20 protein-coding genes are annotated in these 17,750 nt (G+C 42.2%); 9 read left to right on the top strand and 11 right to left on the bottom strand.

The window, feature by feature from the left end; translation table 11 throughout:
• Positions 1 to 28: 28 nt before the first annotated feature.
• Genes AN213_RS05855 through rpoE form a run of 4 tightly spaced genes read right to left on the bottom strand, consistent with a single transcriptional unit; the run spans position 29 to position 2,649 of the window.
• Positions 29 to 478: a SoxR reducing system RseC family protein gene (locus tag AN213_RS05855; RefSeq protein WP_054562252.1), complete on the bottom strand. Its 450-nt coding sequence runs from the start codon at positions 476 to 478 to the stop codon at positions 29 to 31.
• Positions 479 to 481: 3 nt separating this feature from the next.
• Positions 482 to 1,435: a MucB/RseB C-terminal domain-containing protein gene (locus AN213_RS05850; RefSeq protein ID WP_054562253.1), complete on the bottom strand. Its 954-nt coding sequence runs from the start codon at positions 1,433 to 1,435 to the stop codon at positions 482 to 484.
• A gap of 4 nt (positions 1,436 to 1,439) precedes the next feature.
• A complete protein-coding gene (locus tag AN213_RS05845; RefSeq protein WP_054562254.1) occupies positions 1,440 to 2,066 on the bottom strand; it encodes a sigma-E factor negative regulatory protein in 627 nt (208 codons plus the stop codon).
• Between the two features lies 1 nt (position 2,067).
• The gene (gene rpoE / locus AN213_RS05840) at positions 2,068 to 2,649 is read right to left on the bottom strand and encodes an RNA polymerase sigma factor RpoE (RefSeq protein WP_036969086.1); all 582 of its coding nucleotides are present in this window, start codon (positions 2,647 to 2,649) and stop codon (positions 2,068 to 2,070) included.
• 393 nt (positions 2,650 to 3,042) lie between these two features.
• On the opposite strand from rpoE, the gene nadB reads away from it, so the two are divergent.
• Positions 3,043 to 4,665, top strand: coding sequence for an L-aspartate oxidase (gene nadB, locus AN213_RS05835; RefSeq protein ID WP_054562255.1), 1,623 nt, complete (start codon positions 3,043 to 3,045; stop codon positions 4,663 to 4,665).
• Here nadB and AN213_RS20555 read toward each other — a convergent pair.
• Both AN213_RS20555 and AN213_RS05825 read right to left on the bottom strand, forming a co-directional pair.
• Entirely contained in the window at positions 4,640 to 4,999 is a 360-nt protein-coding gene (locus tag AN213_RS20555) for a protein YgfX (protein ID WP_408002927.1), read from the bottom strand. The genes nadB and AN213_RS20555 overlap by 26 nt on opposite strands.
• 40 nt (positions 5,000 to 5,039) lie before the next feature.
• Positions 5,040 to 5,291, bottom strand: a complete 252-nt coding sequence (locus tag AN213_RS05825; RefSeq protein WP_054562257.1) for a succinate dehydrogenase assembly factor 2 — start codon at positions 5,289 to 5,291, stop codon at positions 5,040 to 5,042.
• A gap of 120 nt (positions 5,292 to 5,411) precedes the next feature.
• Here AN213_RS05825 and ygfZ point away from each other — a divergent pair, with 120 nt between their 5' ends.
• Positions 5,412 to 6,323 (top strand): tRNA-modifying protein YgfZ, encoded by a 912-nt coding sequence (ygfZ, locus tag AN213_RS05820; protein WP_054562258.1) that lies wholly within the window; start codon positions 5,412 to 5,414, stop codon positions 6,321 to 6,323.
• 12 nt (positions 6,324 to 6,335) lie between these two features.
• Positions 6,336 to 6,821 carry a peptidylprolyl isomerase gene (locus tag AN213_RS05815; RefSeq protein ID WP_054554327.1) on the top strand — a complete coding sequence of 162 codons (486 nt, stop codon included), beginning with the start codon at positions 6,336 to 6,338 and terminating at the stop codon, positions 6,819 to 6,821.
• A gap of 53 nt (positions 6,822 to 6,874) precedes the next feature.
• Here AN213_RS05815 and AN213_RS05810 read toward each other — a convergent pair whose 3' ends face one another.
• The 5 genes from AN213_RS05810 to AN213_RS05790 all read right to left on the bottom strand — a co-directional run bounded on the left by AN213_RS05810 (position 6,875) and on the right by AN213_RS05790 (position 12,978).
• Entirely contained in the window at positions 6,875 to 7,345 is a 471-nt protein-coding gene (locus AN213_RS05810; RefSeq protein ID WP_054562259.1) for a hypothetical protein, read from the bottom strand.
• 14 nt (positions 7,346 to 7,359) lie between these two features.
• Entirely contained in the window at positions 7,360 to 8,154 is a 795-nt protein-coding gene (locus tag AN213_RS05805; RefSeq protein WP_370316364.1) for a YdiY family protein, read from the bottom strand.
• 59 nt (positions 8,155 to 8,213) lie between these two features.
• Entirely contained in the window at positions 8,214 to 8,534 is a 321-nt protein-coding gene (locus AN213_RS05800; RefSeq protein ID WP_054554325.1) for an HI1450 family dsDNA-mimic protein, read from the bottom strand.
• Between the two features lie 118 nt (positions 8,535 to 8,652).
• Entirely contained in the window at positions 8,653 to 11,766 is a 3,114-nt protein-coding gene (locus AN213_RS05795) for an efflux RND transporter permease subunit (protein ID WP_055197904.1), read from the bottom strand.
• Between the two features lie 9 nt (positions 11,767 to 11,775).
• Complete coding sequence (locus tag AN213_RS05790; protein WP_236702890.1) at positions 11,776 to 12,978, bottom strand: efflux RND transporter periplasmic adaptor subunit; 1,203 nt, start codon at positions 12,976 to 12,978, stop codon at positions 11,776 to 11,778.
• A gap of 258 nt (positions 12,979 to 13,236) precedes the next feature.
• On the opposite strand from AN213_RS05790, the gene AN213_RS05785 reads away from it, so the two are divergent.
• From AN213_RS05785 to AN213_RS05760, 6 genes are all read left to right on the top strand, one after another.
• Positions 13,237 to 14,028 carry a crotonase/enoyl-CoA hydratase family protein gene (locus AN213_RS05785; protein WP_055020673.1) on the top strand — a complete coding sequence of 264 codons (792 nt, stop codon included), beginning with the start codon at positions 13,237 to 13,239 and terminating at the stop codon, positions 14,026 to 14,028.
• Between the two features lie 69 nt (positions 14,029 to 14,097).
• Positions 14,098 to 14,451, top strand: a complete 354-nt coding sequence (locus AN213_RS05780) for a CidA/LrgA family protein (RefSeq protein ID WP_055020672.1) — start codon at positions 14,098 to 14,100, stop codon at positions 14,449 to 14,451.
• Positions 14,441 to 15,151: an LrgB family protein gene (locus AN213_RS05775; RefSeq protein WP_054562264.1), complete on the top strand. Its 711-nt coding sequence runs from the start codon at positions 14,441 to 14,443 to the stop codon at positions 15,149 to 15,151. Before AN213_RS05780 ends, AN213_RS05775 begins: the two co-directional genes overlap by 11 nt.
• A 33-nt stretch (positions 15,152 to 15,184) precedes the next feature.
• Entirely contained in the window at positions 15,185 to 16,024 is an 840-nt protein-coding gene (locus tag AN213_RS05770; RefSeq protein WP_054562265.1) for a mechanosensitive ion channel family protein, read from the top strand.
• Between the two features lie 100 nt (positions 16,025 to 16,124).
• Positions 16,125 to 17,276: a PepSY domain-containing protein gene (locus tag AN213_RS05765; protein WP_095209713.1), complete on the top strand. Its 1,152-nt coding sequence runs from the start codon at positions 16,125 to 16,127 to the stop codon at positions 17,274 to 17,276.
• Entirely contained in the window at positions 17,276 to 17,746 is a 471-nt protein-coding gene (locus tag AN213_RS05760; RefSeq protein ID WP_054562267.1) for a hypothetical protein, read from the top strand. The genes AN213_RS05765 and AN213_RS05760 overlap by 1 nt, the downstream gene beginning before the upstream one ends.
• Positions 17,747 to 17,750: the final 4 nt, after the last annotated feature.

Here is a 17,750-nt window from a genome sequence, read left to right as displayed (position 1 = left end):
AAAGCGACAATTTTACATTTAATTGGCTTTAATCACCATCTATTTGAGTGAAAGGAATAGTAATTGGGTGAATTTTTATTACTTTAATATCATGCTTAAGGCTCTTAACCCTTGATTTTGCTATCGCATAGCCCGTTATGCCACCAATCACGGCGGCTAAAATTTGCCAGCCTTCTGTAAGCGAAAAAGCCGAAAATGCGATCAAAGCAAACCCTAAACTAAACAAAAGGGGTAGCATGTAAACAGCCATAGCGTGTTTAACTAAGTGACTATCATCGAGTGCTAATGTTACTTTTTGCCCTACTTGAAGCTCTTTTTCGAAGGTATAAGGAAAGGTTTTTTTAGCTGTTCCAAACAGCTTTGCAAAAACTTGCGAACCACAACGACCATTACAGCCGGCACAGGCTTGCTTTTGCTCTGCTTCTAAATTCGCTGTCGTGCCTTTAACCGACACGACAGTGAGTGTTTGTTCAATCATGATTTAAAGAGGTCGCGCTACCGACTCAGCTATAGCTTTGGCTGTCATAGCAGGGATATTACCAACAACCGATACATCAAAGCTACCACCATTGTGCACATACACAGTCGTTGCGCCTGAGGTTAAAGCACCGCTTGCACGCTTACCCGGTAAAGGTCTTTGAATAAAAACAGACACTTCAACAAACCCATCTGAATATAAATAATAGTCAGCAAGTTCATTGTTTAAGTCAAGTTTATGACGATCTGACTTTAATAATTTAAAGCCATCTGGCAACCAACCAATTTTCCAATCATTCGCTGCGCTGTCTTCATTATTGGCTAAATCGTTAGTCGCCAACACCGCAGGAAAGTCACGATTTTGCATTTCAACTAACATAGGAGCAGGCTGCTCTGTTACGCTGATATGAGTTAACTGTAACTGCTCAAGCATCTCACCTTTATGATTCACATAGGCAGATTTAAGTAACAACGATGACTCAGTATCTAACCAAATCCAATAGTTATATTTGTATTCATCTTTTGATTCAATACGCACTAACTGTGCTGAGCGCCCTGCAATACGGCCTTTTCCGCCAAGCACAAAATCATAATGAGCGCTTAGTCGGTTAATATCTTTAAAAAGTACTTCAGGAATTGGCCCAGCGATAGAGTCTGTTTTAACTGAATAAGGCTCTGAATGAGGCTCAAAATAGGTAACTTGATCGTCAACGCGCACCATTTCTAGGCCAGCGCCGTTGAGTAAACTTAGATGCTCAAGTTCAATATCACCTTGTTTTGCATGTAACCAGCGATAGGGTTCCATAGCTTGGCCTTTTACAACCACAAATGATGCGTCAAAGTTGCGAGTATGAACGGCCGTAGCCATATCATTTAATAAAGTCTTGGCGGGATTTTCGTCGCTGGCAATGGCTGGAGCCGTTAATACCAGCGACAAAATAAAAGTAAAAACTTTCATTTAATTAGTTTTTTTCCTCGTCTGCATTTTCTGCAGTTTGCGATTTTTCTAGCGAATATGCAACACGTGCTTGACGTTGGTGCTCAAGAACTAATGCGCCAATACGCTGCTGTTGTAACTCACGTAAACCTTGCTCTGCATTTTCTAATGCAGGCTGCTCAGATGAGTAACTTACAGGAGAAGCCATACCCGTTAACGGTACTGTTTGTAATGTAGGAATGTCACTTTGCGGTGACTCGGTGTTTTGTGGCAATGTTTGTACGCCCACAATCGCAAACATAGCAACACTAGCAGCAATAGCCACTTGGGCAAATGGGCGACGCCAATTAAATGCTACCACGTTATCTGTGCCTGTTGCCGCCACGATTTCTTCGCTTTTTGGTGCCGTTGTTTTATTCGCGAAATCTGCGTAAACAGGTTCTTGCTCAAGTGATTCTGCCACTGCATCTGCAATGTCAAAATTAAAAGCGTTGTTATTTGCCTCAGCACGCATTACATCACCAATCATTGCGTAACGACCAAATGTAGATACATCGTCGTTTGTGATCGCTTGATCAGTTAACTGCTGCTCGCCGTCAAGTAACGCGGACAACTGCTCATTATCCAACTTGTTAACGTCTGCTTTTGTCATACTAAGACTCACCTATTAATGGATTCAATTTATTATCAATCGCCTCACGGGCACGGAAAATACGTGAACGCACCGTTCCCACTGGGCAATCCATAACCACGGCTATTTCTTCATAGCTCATACCTTCAATTTCACGAAGGGTAATCGCGGTTTTAAGATCTTCAGGCAAACTATCAATCGTATTAAAAATTACAGCACGTACTTCGTCACTTAATAACAGGTTTTCTGGCGATGCGTTTGAACGCATTGCATCTGCACTGTCATAAAATTCTGCTTCTTCGGCATCAACATCGTTAGCTGGGGGCTTACGGCCCTGCGCAACTAAGTAATTTTTAGCACAATTTACGGCGATACGGTACAACCAAGTATAAAAGGCGCTATCACCTCTAAAGTTAGGTAAAGCACGATAGGCTTTAATAAAAGCTTCTTGTGCGACATCAGCAACATCACCTTGGTTCGATACATAACGTGAAATCAAACCTGCAATTTTATTCTGATATTTTCTAACTAATAGGTTGAAGGCGTTTTTATCTCCTTGCTGGACCCTTTTAACTAGCGCTAAATCCAAATCCTGCTCGCTCATTCGAGCCGGTACTCCTCTGTTTGATTCTTGCTTGCTATTCATATACTCGCCATTGTTTACACAAACTCTGACTGCACCATGAATATAAAAGTTCAGTTTAAAATGATTTTTTTATAAAATAGCACGCAAATAAATTGAGTCATACCAATCTTATTACACGACAACCTCAATAACTGCTTAAAAATCAACGGTTATCTAAATTGAATTCACAATTAAAAACAGCTAACAATAAACTGTTTATGTGACGATAAAACTAATAAGATTGGTATAACGTATTAAAATGACTAATAGTGTTAAAGCAAATATGGTACATATACGTATACCACATAAAAATTTATTTGCTCAAACTTTTGGCACTACTAGCCGAGCATTGTAACCGCAAAGACCACAGACATGAACCAAAATAAACATCACATTACTGATGTCGCTATCATTGGCAGCGGCGCCGCTGGCCTTTCTCTTGCTTTATCGCTTGCTAATTACTGTAAGGTAACGGTACTTAGTAAAGGCGCATTAACTGAAGGTTCTACCTTATATGCTCAAGGTGGTATTGCAGCAGTATTTGATAAAAAGAATGACAGCATTGAATCTCATGTTGAAGATACACTCGATGCAGGTGGCGGATTATGTGACCGTGATGCGGTTCACTACACAGCGAGCAATGCTAAAAAATGTTTAAAGTGGCTTATTGAGCAAGGCGTACCTTTTGATATGGAATTCGATTCAAAAGGTAAAGAGCGTTTTCATTTAACTCGCGAAGGTGGTCATAGTCATCGTCGTATTTTACATGCTGCCGATGCAACTGGCCGAGCAGTGCAAACCACCTTAATTAGCCAAGTACAAGCACACCCTAACATCACCCTGTTAGAAAATTACAATGCCATCGATTTAATCACAGATAAAAGCTTAGCCAAAAAAGGCAAGCATGTTCACGGCTTGTATGTGTGGAACTGTGTTGATAAAAAAGTTGAAACTATAGCTGCTAAGTTCGTGTCACTGGCAACAGGTGGCGCAAGTAAAGTGTATTTATATACTTCTAACCCTGATGTATCGAGTGGTGATGGTATCGCAATGGCATGGCGTGCAGGGTGCCGTGTTGCCAATATGGAATTTAACCAATTCCACCCAACAAGTTTGTATCATCCAGAGCTGCAAAACTTTTTGATCACCGAAGCAATGCGCGGTGAAGGTGCGTATTTAAAACGCCCTGATGGCACTCGCTTTATGAAAGACTTTGATGAGCGCGAAGAACTTGCCCCTCGCGATATTGTTGCTCGTGCTATCGATTTTGAAATGAAACGCCTTGGTGCGAACTGTGTGTACCTTGATATTAGTCACAAAGACAAAGACTTTATCATTGAACACTTCCCAACTATCTACGCAAAATGCTTAAGTGTTGGCCTCGACATTACCAAAGAAGCCATTCCAGTGGTGCCTGCTGCACACTATACCTGCGGCGGTGTTATGACCGACTTTAATGGCCGTACAGATTTAGATAACTTATACGCGGTTGGCGAAGTGGCTTATACAGGTTTACATGGTGCTAATCGTATGGCGAGTAATTCGTTACTTGAATGTATCGTGTTTGCTCATGCTGCCGCGAAAGATATTCTGAGCAAAATCGATGCAAGCCCTGCCCTTGAAGCCTTACCACTTTGGGATGAAAGTCGCGTAACTAACTCAGACGAAGAAATCGTTATTACCCACAACTGGCATGAACTAAGGTTATTTATGTGGGATTACGTGGGTATTGTACGCTCAACAAAACGTTTAGAACGTGCGCTTCACCGCGTTGAATTACTGCAGCAAGAGATTCACGACTATTACGCGAACTTTAGAGTTACAAATAACTTATTAGAACTTCGAAACCTAGTACAGGTTGCAGAGCTTATTATTCGCAGCGCCCTTGAGCGTAAAGAAAGTCGTGGTCTTCATTACACGATTGATTACCCAGAGCAAAACGAAAATCCAACACCAACAATTTTAACGCCTAAGTCGGTTGCTGCACTGCAATAATCGCACGCTTTAAACGCGAGAAACTTTCTTCATCAACACTGGCTGAGCTTATAATCAGCCAGTGTGATTGATAAAACCCAGCCAACCTCAGCACTACAAAATTAGCAAACACATAACTTTTAGCTGTTATCTGGCCTTGAATTTTAAGTTTGTCGTTAACAAACCTGAGCTCTGCTTGCTCTAAAATTATAAAACCCTTTTCAGGCTGTGCTTGCTGGACTTTTTTAAAACTAAGAATGGCTAAGAAAAAGCACGCTAAACAAGCCAAAAGTTGAGCGAAAACATGCTGGTAAACAAAGCATAATATGATGGCTGTTAAGCAAAAAAAGACCACAAAGGGTTTGTGGTCTGGGGTGTTATTTGTAACGGTAAATCTATACACGAACTCGGTCTAAAATTAACGCGACCATACCGTTAAGCTCTGGGTCTTTACACTCTTCATGACCCATGAACCAGGCGAATAAATCAGGATCATCGCACTCAAGTAAGCGTTGAAAAACGGCTTGCTGTTCTTTTGATAGTGAGTCAAACGCTTCTTCAACGAATGGCATAAATAAAACATCTAGTTCTAACATACCGCGACGGCATGCCCAACGAATACGTTCTTTACTGTGAATTTCAGTCATTTTAAACCTCGTACTTATTTGTCTGCAGTTTACCAAATTGCTATCGAATAAACAGCTATTTAAATTGCTACCCTAACTAAGTTATCATTAGCGCTCATTCATATCGTAAAGAAGGTTTTTATGTCGACTGTTTACGCATGTCCTTTATCTTATTCACTTATCAGCCTAACTGGCAAAGATAAGTTGTCTTACCTTCACGGACAAATTACGCAAGATATCAACAAATTAACTGATGATAACTTCCTTTGGGCTGGCCACTGTAATGCAAAAGGCAAGCTTTGGGGTGTGTTTAGGTTGTTTTCACACCTTGATAGCTATTACCTTGCGGGCTCAAAACCTGAGGTAGAGCAATCGCTAGTCGAGTTAAAAAAATATGCGGTATTTTCGCAAGTAGAAATTCAGCAATCTGAAAAACCGCTAATTGGCTTACTAGGTGATGACCTAACAGCGACTCTAGAAACCTTAGCAATTAATTTTGACGACGAGCACAGCGCAGTCGACTTTGCTGGCGGTAAAGCGTTAAAGCTTGCAGATAACCGTGTCTTGCTTATGGTCAACGAAGAATTTAGCTTACCTGATAACGTCACAGCTCTTGATGATGACGCGTTATGGCAACAGGCAGCTATTGCCGCAGGCGAGCCGTCATTAAACAGCGACGCTATTGGCGAATACGTACCGCAAATGGTTAACTTGCAAGCGCTTGGTGGTATCAGTTTCAGAAAAGGCTGCTACACAGGGCAAGAAACCGTCGCTCGTATGAAATACCTAGGCAAAAATAAACGTGCTATGTATATAGTTTCGGGCAAAGCTGAAGGCTTACTTGACGAGCTTGAACTCGAAACACAAATGGGCGAAAACTGGCGCCGTGCTGGCAAGCTTATTAGCCAAAGTTTTAATCAACAAACGCAAACCTTAATGGGTCTGGTTGTGCTTCCTAACGACAATGAAGCAGGCCAAATTTTGCGAGCAAAACACCTCCCTCAGGTAGAGTTATCTATTCAAGCTCTGCCTTACTCTCTCGAAGATGAATAAATAGGAATGACTATGATCGTAGCAGCAAACAAAGTGGTAAAAATGCATTATTCAGTATTGGATAATAACAAAAACACCATCGACAACTCTTTCGATGGCGAGCCACTAGTGTTTATCGTTGGCACGGGTTTCTTAATTCCAGGCCTCGAAAATGCGCTATTAGGTAAAGAAGCGGGCGACACATTCAGCGTAACAGTTGAGCCAGAGCAAGGCTATGGTGAGCGTCACGATGACCTAATGCAAGCAGTGCCAAAATCAATGTTTGAAGGTATGGAAATTGAAGTTGGTATGCAGTTCCGCGCTACGACAGACGCTGGCGACCAATCAGTAATGATCATTGAAATTCAAGACGAAGACGTTATTGTAGATGGTAACCACCCTCTTTCAGGTATTACCCTTCATTTTGATGTTGAAGTACTTGAAGTACGCGATGCAACTGAAGAAGAATTAGCACATGGTCATGTGCACGGTGAAGGTGGTTGTGGTCACAGCCACTAAACCATTACTATAAAAAAAGCGCCATTGGCGCTTTTCTTATATCTGCTGTGTTCTTATTCGACTACTTCTTCTGTATCCACAGAAGCGTCTGTCACAGGTTCTGCAATATGCTCTCTAAGCGCAGCAAGTAAGCCTTCTTGGTCATTTGTCCCTAAGCGATAGTGCGTGCCATCTTTCATTGCCAATTCAACAGCACTAAATCCAGATACACTGTAAACCCAGCCATCATGCGTGATACGCAGACCAATACCATGGCGAAATGAATTACTTACCGCTCGAACTGATTCAATCTCATCAAAAGTCACTGTTTTACCAAATACACCCGGACCGAATGCCCAGCTTACTGTTTTATCGCTCACCTTAATCGTTAAGCCATGAAACAAAAAGGCCACCAGCACTAAGATAGCGCTAAACACCATAAGAGGAATATCTGCACCAATTAAGTTCCAAGCTAAGGCAATGAAGGCGCCAATCCAGCCTAAGATAACAAAAATAAAAATAGCGTACTGTTTATGTTGATACATTCTGAAGTATTCTCTTAAAAGCTATAAACAAAGGTTGCACTCAGCTCAGAATCGTACTTGAGCTTATCTTCCTCTGGTTTTGAGTTATAGCGATACATGTAAGTAAATTTGAGTGATACATCACCCATAATTTTGCTGATCAGGGATGTTTCTGACTTTAAACGCGAGTTTAACCCTGACAATGATTGTTCATAACTGACATCTTGATTAAAGCGAGTACGAGCAGAGACCGTACGCTCCCACTGCAGCGCTAAACGAAGCAGATAACCTGTTTTTGTTTCATCTTCTTCTGTTGCAGTCTCTTGATCAGCCACCGAGCGGTATAAACCAGGGCCCACATCGATATCGACTTTATTCTTGCTGCCTTGGTAAATGCGGTTACCGTAACCAGTCGCTATGGTGCTCTTAAACTCAAGACCACTAAACTTATCTCGCTCATAGTCACCATATATGAAAAATGACTCATTTTTCACATTTAGCTTATAGTTACCTTGGCCCGATACAAAAATACGGTCAGCAGAGACTTCTTCATCACCAGTTTCTTCATTACGGTCACGTTTGTATAAAGTATCGAGCTTAAATTGGTTACGCCACTTTTCGAAATCTTGGTATAGGTTACCTTTAAGTTTGAAGCTGGTTGAGTTGGTATTGCCACGGCTTACCATAAAACCAAACTCCATATCTCCGTACAGCAACTCGCCTTTATGAATTTTATGGATTTCTTCTTCTGATAATTGGCCGTACTCATGGAAGTCTTCAAACGGATCAACAGCAAAAGCCTGCCAACTGCAAACTAGCAGGGCGGGCAAAATAATTCGTTTTATTGAATTAAAACAACTAAAAGTAGAGTCAAACATCGGCTGGAGAGTTATTCGCTATCTTTCCAAAGAATGTGGCAAAACGGTGCATCTTTGTCTCGGCTAATTAAAATTTTCGCAAACAAGATATCTTGATTGTCGAATTCTAGTCCTACTAAGACTTGTACAAATAGCTCAGGTTCAATTTCGAGTGCAACAAAATCTTGCCACTGCTCGTCAGGCTCACCTTCTTCAATAAAGCCAAGCTCTTCTCTGTGCTCGTTAAAATCAGCAATATCTTGCTCGCTTAAATTATCAGGCGCTAATTCTAAAAAGATATCATAAGCCTGATGAGTTACTTCTTCTTCACTGTATAAGCGTGGACCAGCCATTCCTTAAACCTCTGCACATGTGTGTCGCTTTGAATCTGGTTATGATAACAAACCTCTTTTGAGTTTTACCAAAAAAAAAGCCAGGTTGCCCTGACTTTTTTGTAATTAATAACAGATTTTACTCAGCACTTGCTGTGCCTTTTATTTTTTCGCGCATTGATTGCACGAGCGTATAAAATAGAGGAACAAGCAAGGTACCAAAAATGGTTGCAGCTAACATCCCGAATAACACGGTAATACCGAGCGATATTCGGCTACCTGCCCCTGCGCCACTTGCAAACACCAACGGCAATACGCCAAGTACAAACGACAATGCCGTCATCAACACCGCTCTAAAGCGTAATCTTGCCGCGTTAAGAGCCGCTTCAAAAATACTTTTGCCTGCCGCGCGCTCTTCCATAGCAAACTCAACAATCAAAATGGCGGTTTTGGTGGACAAGCCAATCAGTAGCACTAAACCAACCTGTGCATAGATGTTGTTTTCCATACCAATTACATACAGCGCAAGCATGGCACCAAATAACGCCAGCGGTACCGCTGCAATGACCGAAAACGGAATTGTCCAACTTTCGTATTGCGCTACTAAGAATAGATACACAAATACTACCGCTAAGCCAAACAAAATTGGCGCCATGTTACCCGCTTCAATCTCTTGTTTAGACTGCCCAGCCCACTCGTACACATAGCCTGTTGGTAATTGCTCAGCCAACTCTTGCATTGCTTTAATAGCATCACCACTGGCATAACCCGCCGCAGGTTGTCCGCTAATGCTTGCACTTCGGTATAAGTTAAAGTGCGTTAAACTTGTAGGGCCAAGAATTGGCTCAAGTTTAGCCAATGTAGTGAGCGGCACCATTGCTCCTTCATCATTACGCACGTAGTAGTGCTGTAAGTCTGCGGGGTTTTGACGAAAACGGCTCTCCGCCTGCATGATGACACGGTAAGTACGACTGAATTGGTTAAAGTCATTAATGTATAATGAGCCCAGTTGCGCCTGTAAAGTTAAGAAAATATCGCTAAGCGCGACCCCTTGAGCTTTTGCCTTATTACGGTCAATTTCAAGGAAATACTGCGGCACATTGGCTCTAAATGTACTGTAAACATTTGATAGCTCTGGGCGCTGGTTCGCTTCATAAATTAAGCCATTTAATACTTGAGCAAGCTCTGCAGGCTCGCGCCCTTCACTATCTTGTAACCTAAACTCAAAGCCAGCACTGTTACCAAGCCCCGGAATTGCAGGCGGGTTAAAGGCCATGATTTGCGCATCAGGCATCGCCCAGAACTGCCCCATTAAGCGCGTTAGTACCGCTCGTAAACCAAGATCAGGGCTAGTTCGCTCTTCCCAATCTTTGAGTACCACAATACCAAGCGCATTATTAGAACCCGCACCGCCAAGTAATGAGAAACCAGACACCGCAATAAAATCGGTTGCCGCTGGTTCATTTTTTACAATGTCGCCCAGCTTATGCATTACATCTTGGGTACGACCGCTTGCTGCCGCATCTGGTAATTGCACATCAACAAACAGGAAGCCTTGGTCTTCTGCTGGTACAAAGCCTGTAGGCACTGTTTTTACTAGCCACCCTGCGGCAGCAAAGATTACCAGAGCAAATAATGCCATTCTGGCGGTACGTTTGAGGATAAAGTTAATAACTTTACTGTAACCATTGGTTGAGCGAGTAATAATGTTTTCGAACGGTGCTAACCATTTAATCGGCTTCATGGCTTTTTCGCTTAACAATAAAGCACACAATGCAGGGCTTAATGTCAGTGCATTTAATGATGAAATGAGTACCGCAAAAGAAATCGTCACCGAGAATTGCTTATAAAGCTCACCGGTTATTCCCGGCATAAAGCCTACTGGCACAAACACCGCAAGCAAAACTAAGGTCGTTGCCACGATTGGCCCCGATACCTGCTCCATCGCTTTGGTAACCGCTTCTTTAATCGGCAGCTTTTCTTCTTTTAGTATTCGCTCAACGTTTTCAATAACGATAATGGCATCATCTACCACGATACCTATTGCAAGCACTAAACCAAACAAGGTGATTAAGTTGATGGAGTAATCCATCATCATCATAAACGCGAAAGTCCCCACTAAGGATACCGGAATAGCCACCGTTGGAATGAGCGTAGCGCGCCAATTTTGTAAGAATAAAAACACCACTAAAATAACTAAGCCAACCGCTTGAACAAGGGTTACAACTACTTCGTCAATCGAGCGATTGATGAACTCTGTAGTGTCATAAGGAATTGAGTACTCAACGCCATCAGGTAGCTGCTTAGCAAGCTCTGCCATACGGGCTTTTACATCAGTAGCCACTTGTGTCGCATTCGCTTCTGTTAGCTGATAAATAACTAAGAATGCAGTGTCTTGCTGGTTTAACTTTGCTGTTGTGCTGTAGCTTGCCGCACCTAATTCAATACGGGCAATATCGTTTAACCGCACGAAGTTACCATCTTTACTCGAGCGAATGATGGTTTGCCCAAACTCTTCAGGGGTTTTTAAACGCCCTTTTGCCTGAATCGAATATTCAAATTGCTGGCTCGGTGCAGAGGGGGCAGCCCCCAGTTTACCTGCTGCTACGATAGTATTTTGCTCTTGCAGCGCAGCTTGAACTTCTGACACAGTTAAACCCAGTGACGCCATTCGATCTGGGCGTAACCACAAACGCATTGAATAGGTTTGTTCACCCATTACCTCAGCAGATGCAACTCCATTTATTCTGCCAAGTGGCTCGGTTAAATAGTTAGTTGCATAGTTACTTAAGAAAATAGCGTCGATATTTTCTTGGTTAGAGTACAAGTTGATACCAAGTAGCATCGAGCTCGATTTTTTCTTAACCGACACACCTTGGCGCTTAACCTCTTCAGGTAAGCCTGCTTCTGCAAGTGCCACACGGTTTTGTACGTTAACTTGGGCAATATCTGTATCTGTGCCGACCTTAAAATACACAGTTATGTTGGCCGTGCCGTTATTCGACGATGTTGATTCGATATACATCATATCTTCAACACCATTAACCTGCTCTTCTATGGGCCGGATCACCGACTCTTCGACAATTTGCGCACTTGCACCTGGGTAACTAGCACTAATTTGTACCTGCGGAGGGGTTATTTGCGGATACATATTCACAGGCAGCAAAGCCATTGAAATTAAACCCGCAATGGTAATAACAATCGAAATTACCAAGGCAAATTTTGGGCGAGATATAAAAGTTTTACTGATCATATCTCACTCCTAAGAGTTAGCTTTGCTAGAAATAGTGCCGGTTGTTTCATCGACATTTTTTTCAACAGCTTTCACTTCAGCGCCTTGGCGAACTTTTTGTAAACCTTCAATAATGACTTTTTCACCAGCCTCTAAGCCTGACTCAACAACCCACATTGCATTAATACGACGACCAAGTTTAACAATCCGCATAGCCACTTTGTTTTCGTCATCAACAACGAGCACAAACTTACCTTGCTGGTTTTCTTGTACCGCTACTTGAGGAATGAGTGCCAAGTCTTGTTTATTGGTGCTTTCAACGATCAAGGTGACAAATAAGCCCGGCATGACAATGCCATCTGGGTTATCAAAAGCGGCTCTTAGCTCAACCGTGCCTGTGTTGCGGTTAATTTTGGTATCAGCAAAATCAAGTTCGCCTTTATCAGGGAAGGTCGAATTATTCGGTAAGCGTAAAGTTAAATCGATTGGCACATCGCGAGGGTCTTTATCTGACGGTGCTTGATGATTTTGGCGATAAGAGATGTAGTCTGCTTCTTCAACCTGAAAACTTACATAAATTGGGTCTACATCGGTCAGCTCCGCAAGCTCATTGGATGATGGCCCAACAATATTCCCCACATCATAGTTCACTTTACCAATACGCCCTGCAAACGGCGCACGAATTTCGGTATAACTTAGATTAAGTTTTGCTTTTTCAAGTTCAGCTTCTGCGGCTTTAACAGCTGCGGTGGTTTGCTCAAAATTAGTGGTTAGTTTATCGAGATCTGATTGTGAAATAAAACCTTGCGCAGCCACATCTTTGCCGCGTTTTAAATCACGTTCAGCGGCGCCTGCTGCGGCAACTTTACTTTTTAAGTCAGCTTCAACTTCTGCCACAGTAGAACGGTACTCTGATGGGTCAATACGCAGTAAAAGCTGATCTTTTTCGACCGATGAACCTTCATTAAAGTGACGTTCAATTAGTTCACCCTCAACTCGGGCTCTAATAGCAACCTCTTGGAATGCTTCAGTACGCGCGACAAACTCTCGGTAATTACCAACTTCTTGTGTGACGACATTAAATACTGATACGGCCGGTGGCGGCGTAGCTTGTTGTTGTGCTTTATCATCTGAGCAGCCAACCAATGTAGTTGTTAATGCTACAGAAATTGCAGCAAAAGCCAAAGAACGAGATGATTGTTTAGTTATGCGAGCTGTTTTGCGCATCAGCATATATTTACTCCTTGTTGCGCGACTTAAAACTAAGTCTAGTCGTGTCATGGGATTTTGCGAAAGTATCTAACTAATCACAAAATCAAACTAGCGATGAACTAGCATCTTTGTTTTAAAAATATACACCAATTTGTAACTAAATATATGACAAGGTTACCCATTTTTGGAAAATATAATGATTACTTGCGACACATCAGCAATTCTTTACTTAGTTGTAATTAACTCGTAAGCTCTAGCAAACAGGTCAGAGGAGTTACCATGATAAAACTAGAAATAAAACAACAAGTCGCATGGGTTAGCCTTGCTCGTCCCGAGAAACAAAATGCACTCAGTTTTGCCATGTTTGTCGAGCTTTCAAACGTAATCAAAAAAATTAAACGTGATCGCAGTTTACGTGCGGTGGTTATTTCTGGTGAAGGCGAACACTTTTGCTCTGGATTGGATGTTGCTGCGGTGATGAAGAAGCCAAGCAATATCATCAAGCTTTTATTCAAGTGGTTACCAGGAAACCAAAACTTAGCGCAAAAAGTTGTACTAGGTTGGCAAGACTTAAGTATTCCGGTGATTGCGAAAGTAACCGGACACTGCTTTGGTGGCGGTATGCAAATCGCACTCGGTGCTGATTACCGCATCGTCGATAAAAACGCTAAATTAGCGATCATGGAAGCTCGTTGGGGCTTATGCCCTGATATGGGAGCTAACGTGGTGCTTGCAGGTTTAATGAAGCGTGACCAAGCACTTTGGTTAGCAAGTCATGCAGGGCCAGTCTCTGCTGAAGACGCTAAAGAATATGGCTTAGTTACACAGCTCACTGATGACGTTGATAAACAAACCGATGCCGTACTAGAAACGCTACTAGCGCGCTCGCCAGATACTCTGGCAGCAATTAAACGAATTACTCAGCAAAGCTACCGTTCACAGCAGCGTAAAATTCTCGCTAAAGAAACCTGGAGTCAAATTCGCTTACTGATGAACCCTAATACTAAAAAGGCGATTGCAAAGGCGAAAGGTGCAGAGGATATTCAATTTAATAATGCCAAATCATGGTAAGCTAAAGTCGCATAGTACAACTGACAAGGGTATGATGTAGTTGTACTTTATTCGCAATTATCCTGACTTATGAAATACCTTATCAGTAGTGTCATTATTCTTACCTGCTTAGCCGTTGCAAAGTTTTTAACGGCTTTGCTTGAAAGCTCTTTCCCTGCCCCATTACTCGGTATGGTGTTACTTCTCGTGCTACTGTTAACGGGCCTCGTTAAAGAACAACATTTAAAACCAACAGCCAGCCCTTTACTTAATTATATGCCGTTGTTCTTCATCCCTGCAGGGGTTGGCATTATTGAGCACCTAGGTTTAATTTCGCAGAACTGGCCTTTATTACTAACTATTTTTATTGTCGTGCCACTGACCAGTGTTTTACTCATAGGCGCTGTTATCGCTTATTTTAAGGGCCGCGAAAATGACAGTTAGTTTATGGTGGCTCTGCGTTCCGTGCATTATTGCGCTTTTCTTAGTACTGCGGTTTTTAAACGCGAAAACCCAGCATGCCACTGCCAAAGCGCTTAGTAATCCTGTGTGCTGGGCAATTGTGTTAACTGCAGCGTTGTTAGTGGCATTTAAGCTCCCTTATGAGCCTTTTGCCGAGCACAGTAAAGTTTTAAGCTGGTTGCTTGAGCCTGCCATTGTGGCATTGGCTTTACCGCTTTATCAGCAATTTATCCACGTAAAAAAGAACCTACTGCTAATCCTCATAAGTTGTAGCTTAGGGGTGATCAATGCCACCTTGGTCGCCTCGCTAATATGTTATTTTTTTGCTGCCCCTGCTCAGCTAAGCGCATCCCTAGCAAGTTTATCTGTAACAACACCCATCACTTTATTAGTAACTGAGTCACTGGGGGGGATTCCTTCTTTGGCGGCAGCCATGGTGATTTTTATTGGCGTACTTGGGGCTATATTTGGTAATTTGATTTTCTCACTTATAAATATCCGCAACGCCCAAGCAAAAGGTGTTGCCATTGGCACCGCTTGCCATGCCATTGGCACAGCATCACTGATTAGTGATCAGCCAAAAGCAGGTGCCTTTGCCTCTGTGGCGATGGCATTAAGTGCGCTTCTCAGCGCTATAATAGTGCCGATACTTTATCCTGTTATTCAGCATGTTCTGGTATAGTCAGAATTCGCAGTAACCTTGTTAGGAAAACACATGATTGACTCAGAAATACAGCAAGTCGAAAAATACTACAATCTGATCATGGAATATTTGGTCACCTACAGTATGCAAATTTTAGGTGCCATCTTAATTCTATTTATTGGTTTATGGATTGCGCAAAAAGTATCGAATATGGTTGCTGGACTCATGCAGCGTCACAATATCGATATTACCCTCACCAACTTTGTCAGTAATGTCATCAAAGTATTGCTGATCATTATGTTCTTGGTTATTGCCCTTGGCAAAATTGGCATTAGCGTGACCCCATTTGTCGCTGCCATTGGTGCTGCATCTTTAGGTGCTGGTTTAGCAATGCAAGGCATGCTTTCAAACTATGGTGCGGGCCTGGCTATCATTGCAACAAGGCCATTTGTTGTTGGCGATACTATTGAAGTAAAAGGCGTGAGTGGGCAAGTTAAAACCATTGAGCTTGGTCACACAATTTTGATTAACGAAGAAAAAGTCGAAATCACCATTCCTAACAAACATATTGTTGGTGAGATTTTACATAATTCGTTTAGCTATTCATTAGTTAAAGGTGAAATAGACATCGCTTATGATGCCAATGCAGACCTCGCTATTGAGCTTATCGAAAAAGTGTTAGACGAGCATGAGCTAGTTAGTGACTCTCCTCATGCACAAGTCGGTATTGAGCGCTTTGCTGAGAGCGGTGTTACCTTGAGCTATCGCTTTTGGGTGCCAACCACCAAAATTATTGAGACCAAATTAGCGGTGAACCGCAATGTATTTAAAGCAATTCAAGGAGCGGATATCGAAATTCCTTTCCCACAACGAATTGTTACCCTCAATCAAACTAATGATAAAGGCGCTTAAAGCGCCTTTTTTGCAGCTCGTCGACAGAGATTGTGTTTGTTCAAAAGATTGTAGTACAATTTAAATGATAACAATTACTATCATCAATTAACGTCGGGCTATTTTTACCATGAGTAAACGTCTTTGGTTCCAACTACATGGTTGGTTTTCGCTCCCAGTATGGGTGCTATTTTGCTTTATTTGCGTCACAGGTACTGTATCTGTGATAAGCCATGAGCTTACTTGGCTGACCAACAGTGAAGCACGTGCAAACAACCCAAATGATTTACCAGCACTTGGTGTTGATCAAGTTATTAATAGCGTTGAAAAATCCTACCCGACTGCCGATGTAATGAGTGTACTCACTTATGAACCTTACTTGGTAAATGCGGTTATTTTCACTGATACCGACAAACCTTATGCTGTGGCTTACGTCAATCAATACACCGGCGAAGTGCAAGCGGTTAATGACACTATCTCATTCATTGAATTTATGCGTACCCTACACGGCTGGCTATTCTTCCCTTGGCAAGAAGGTTACAGCGTAGGTTACTACCTCGTCAGCGCCATGGCTTTTGTTATTTTAGGTGCACTAGTAACAGGCTTAGTGATTTATAAAAACTTTTGGCGCGCATTTAGTCAGCCAAAACTACGTTTTAATCAAGGTAAAAAAACCTTTCTAAAAGATTTACATACCCTAAGTGGCGTTTGGTCAATTTGGTTTATGGCAGTAATGGCACTAACAGGCCTGTGGTATTTAGTGCAAGCCATCATGTGGCATAATGAAATAGACATTGAAGAGCACGCACCGCTCGTGGCAGTGTCAACTTTACCTGCGGATAAACAAACACCGCCAACCGACTTAAAAGCGGCACTGGCTATTACCAAAGAGAAATTCCCAGATTTCAAACCTAGTTATGTGATGCTGCCAGAGCATAACCGCGGCATGTTTAATATCATGGGCAGTGGCGATACTATTTTCTACGATAACTACGCTTACTCAACTTCAATCAATCCTTGGACAGGCGAAATTGCAGCAAGTAAAAGCCCAGAAACCATGTCGGGATTACTCACCCTTTCACATATCGCCGATCCGCTGCATTACGGTAACATTGGCGGTCTGTGGACAAAGGTTATCTGGTTTATCTTTGGTTTAATTTTAAGTGGTATATCGATCACTGGTTTTATGATGTATGCCGCAAAATTAGTAAATAACAAACCTGTAAAAGCGCGCCAATCAGCGCCAGTGAATAACGTTCAGGAGGCAAACTAATGGCTCGTTTACAAGCAACTTGGTGGCAACGTAAAAAGTATGTTTTACATGCTGTGGTACTGGCTTTACCTGTATGGTTTATTTATCAGTCATTAAACCCTCAGTTTCCTGCACTTTGGCAAGAGCAACAAGCGGGCGAATTTAAAATCGCCCCGATGCCGCTAAATGAAGATGCCCCGTACTCACACCACAATGAGTATGTGAAAGATTTCTTTATCGCCTTTAATCAAGGTGACATAAGCAATGTTCGTCAGGCGTATTTAAATATTGGCCAAGCGCCTTTAGCACTAACGGAGTTTGCTAAAGATGAAGAAGGCATAATGCATGGCACCAATCATGGTCAGCACGCCCATGCGATAGCTCCTAAATCCATCTCAGCAGATGATAAACTGTGGATCACCATCCAAACTTGGCAAGGCCAACTGCATACCCTCAAATGGGATATTCCCAGCCAGTTTATTACTCAATAACATC

It is taken from the genome of Pseudoalteromonas sp. P1-8 (assembly GCF_001399985.1).
Lineage (GTDB): Bacteria > Pseudomonadota > Gammaproteobacteria > Enterobacterales > Alteromonadaceae > Pseudoalteromonas.
This window is presented reverse-complemented; position numbering and strand designations above follow the sequence as displayed.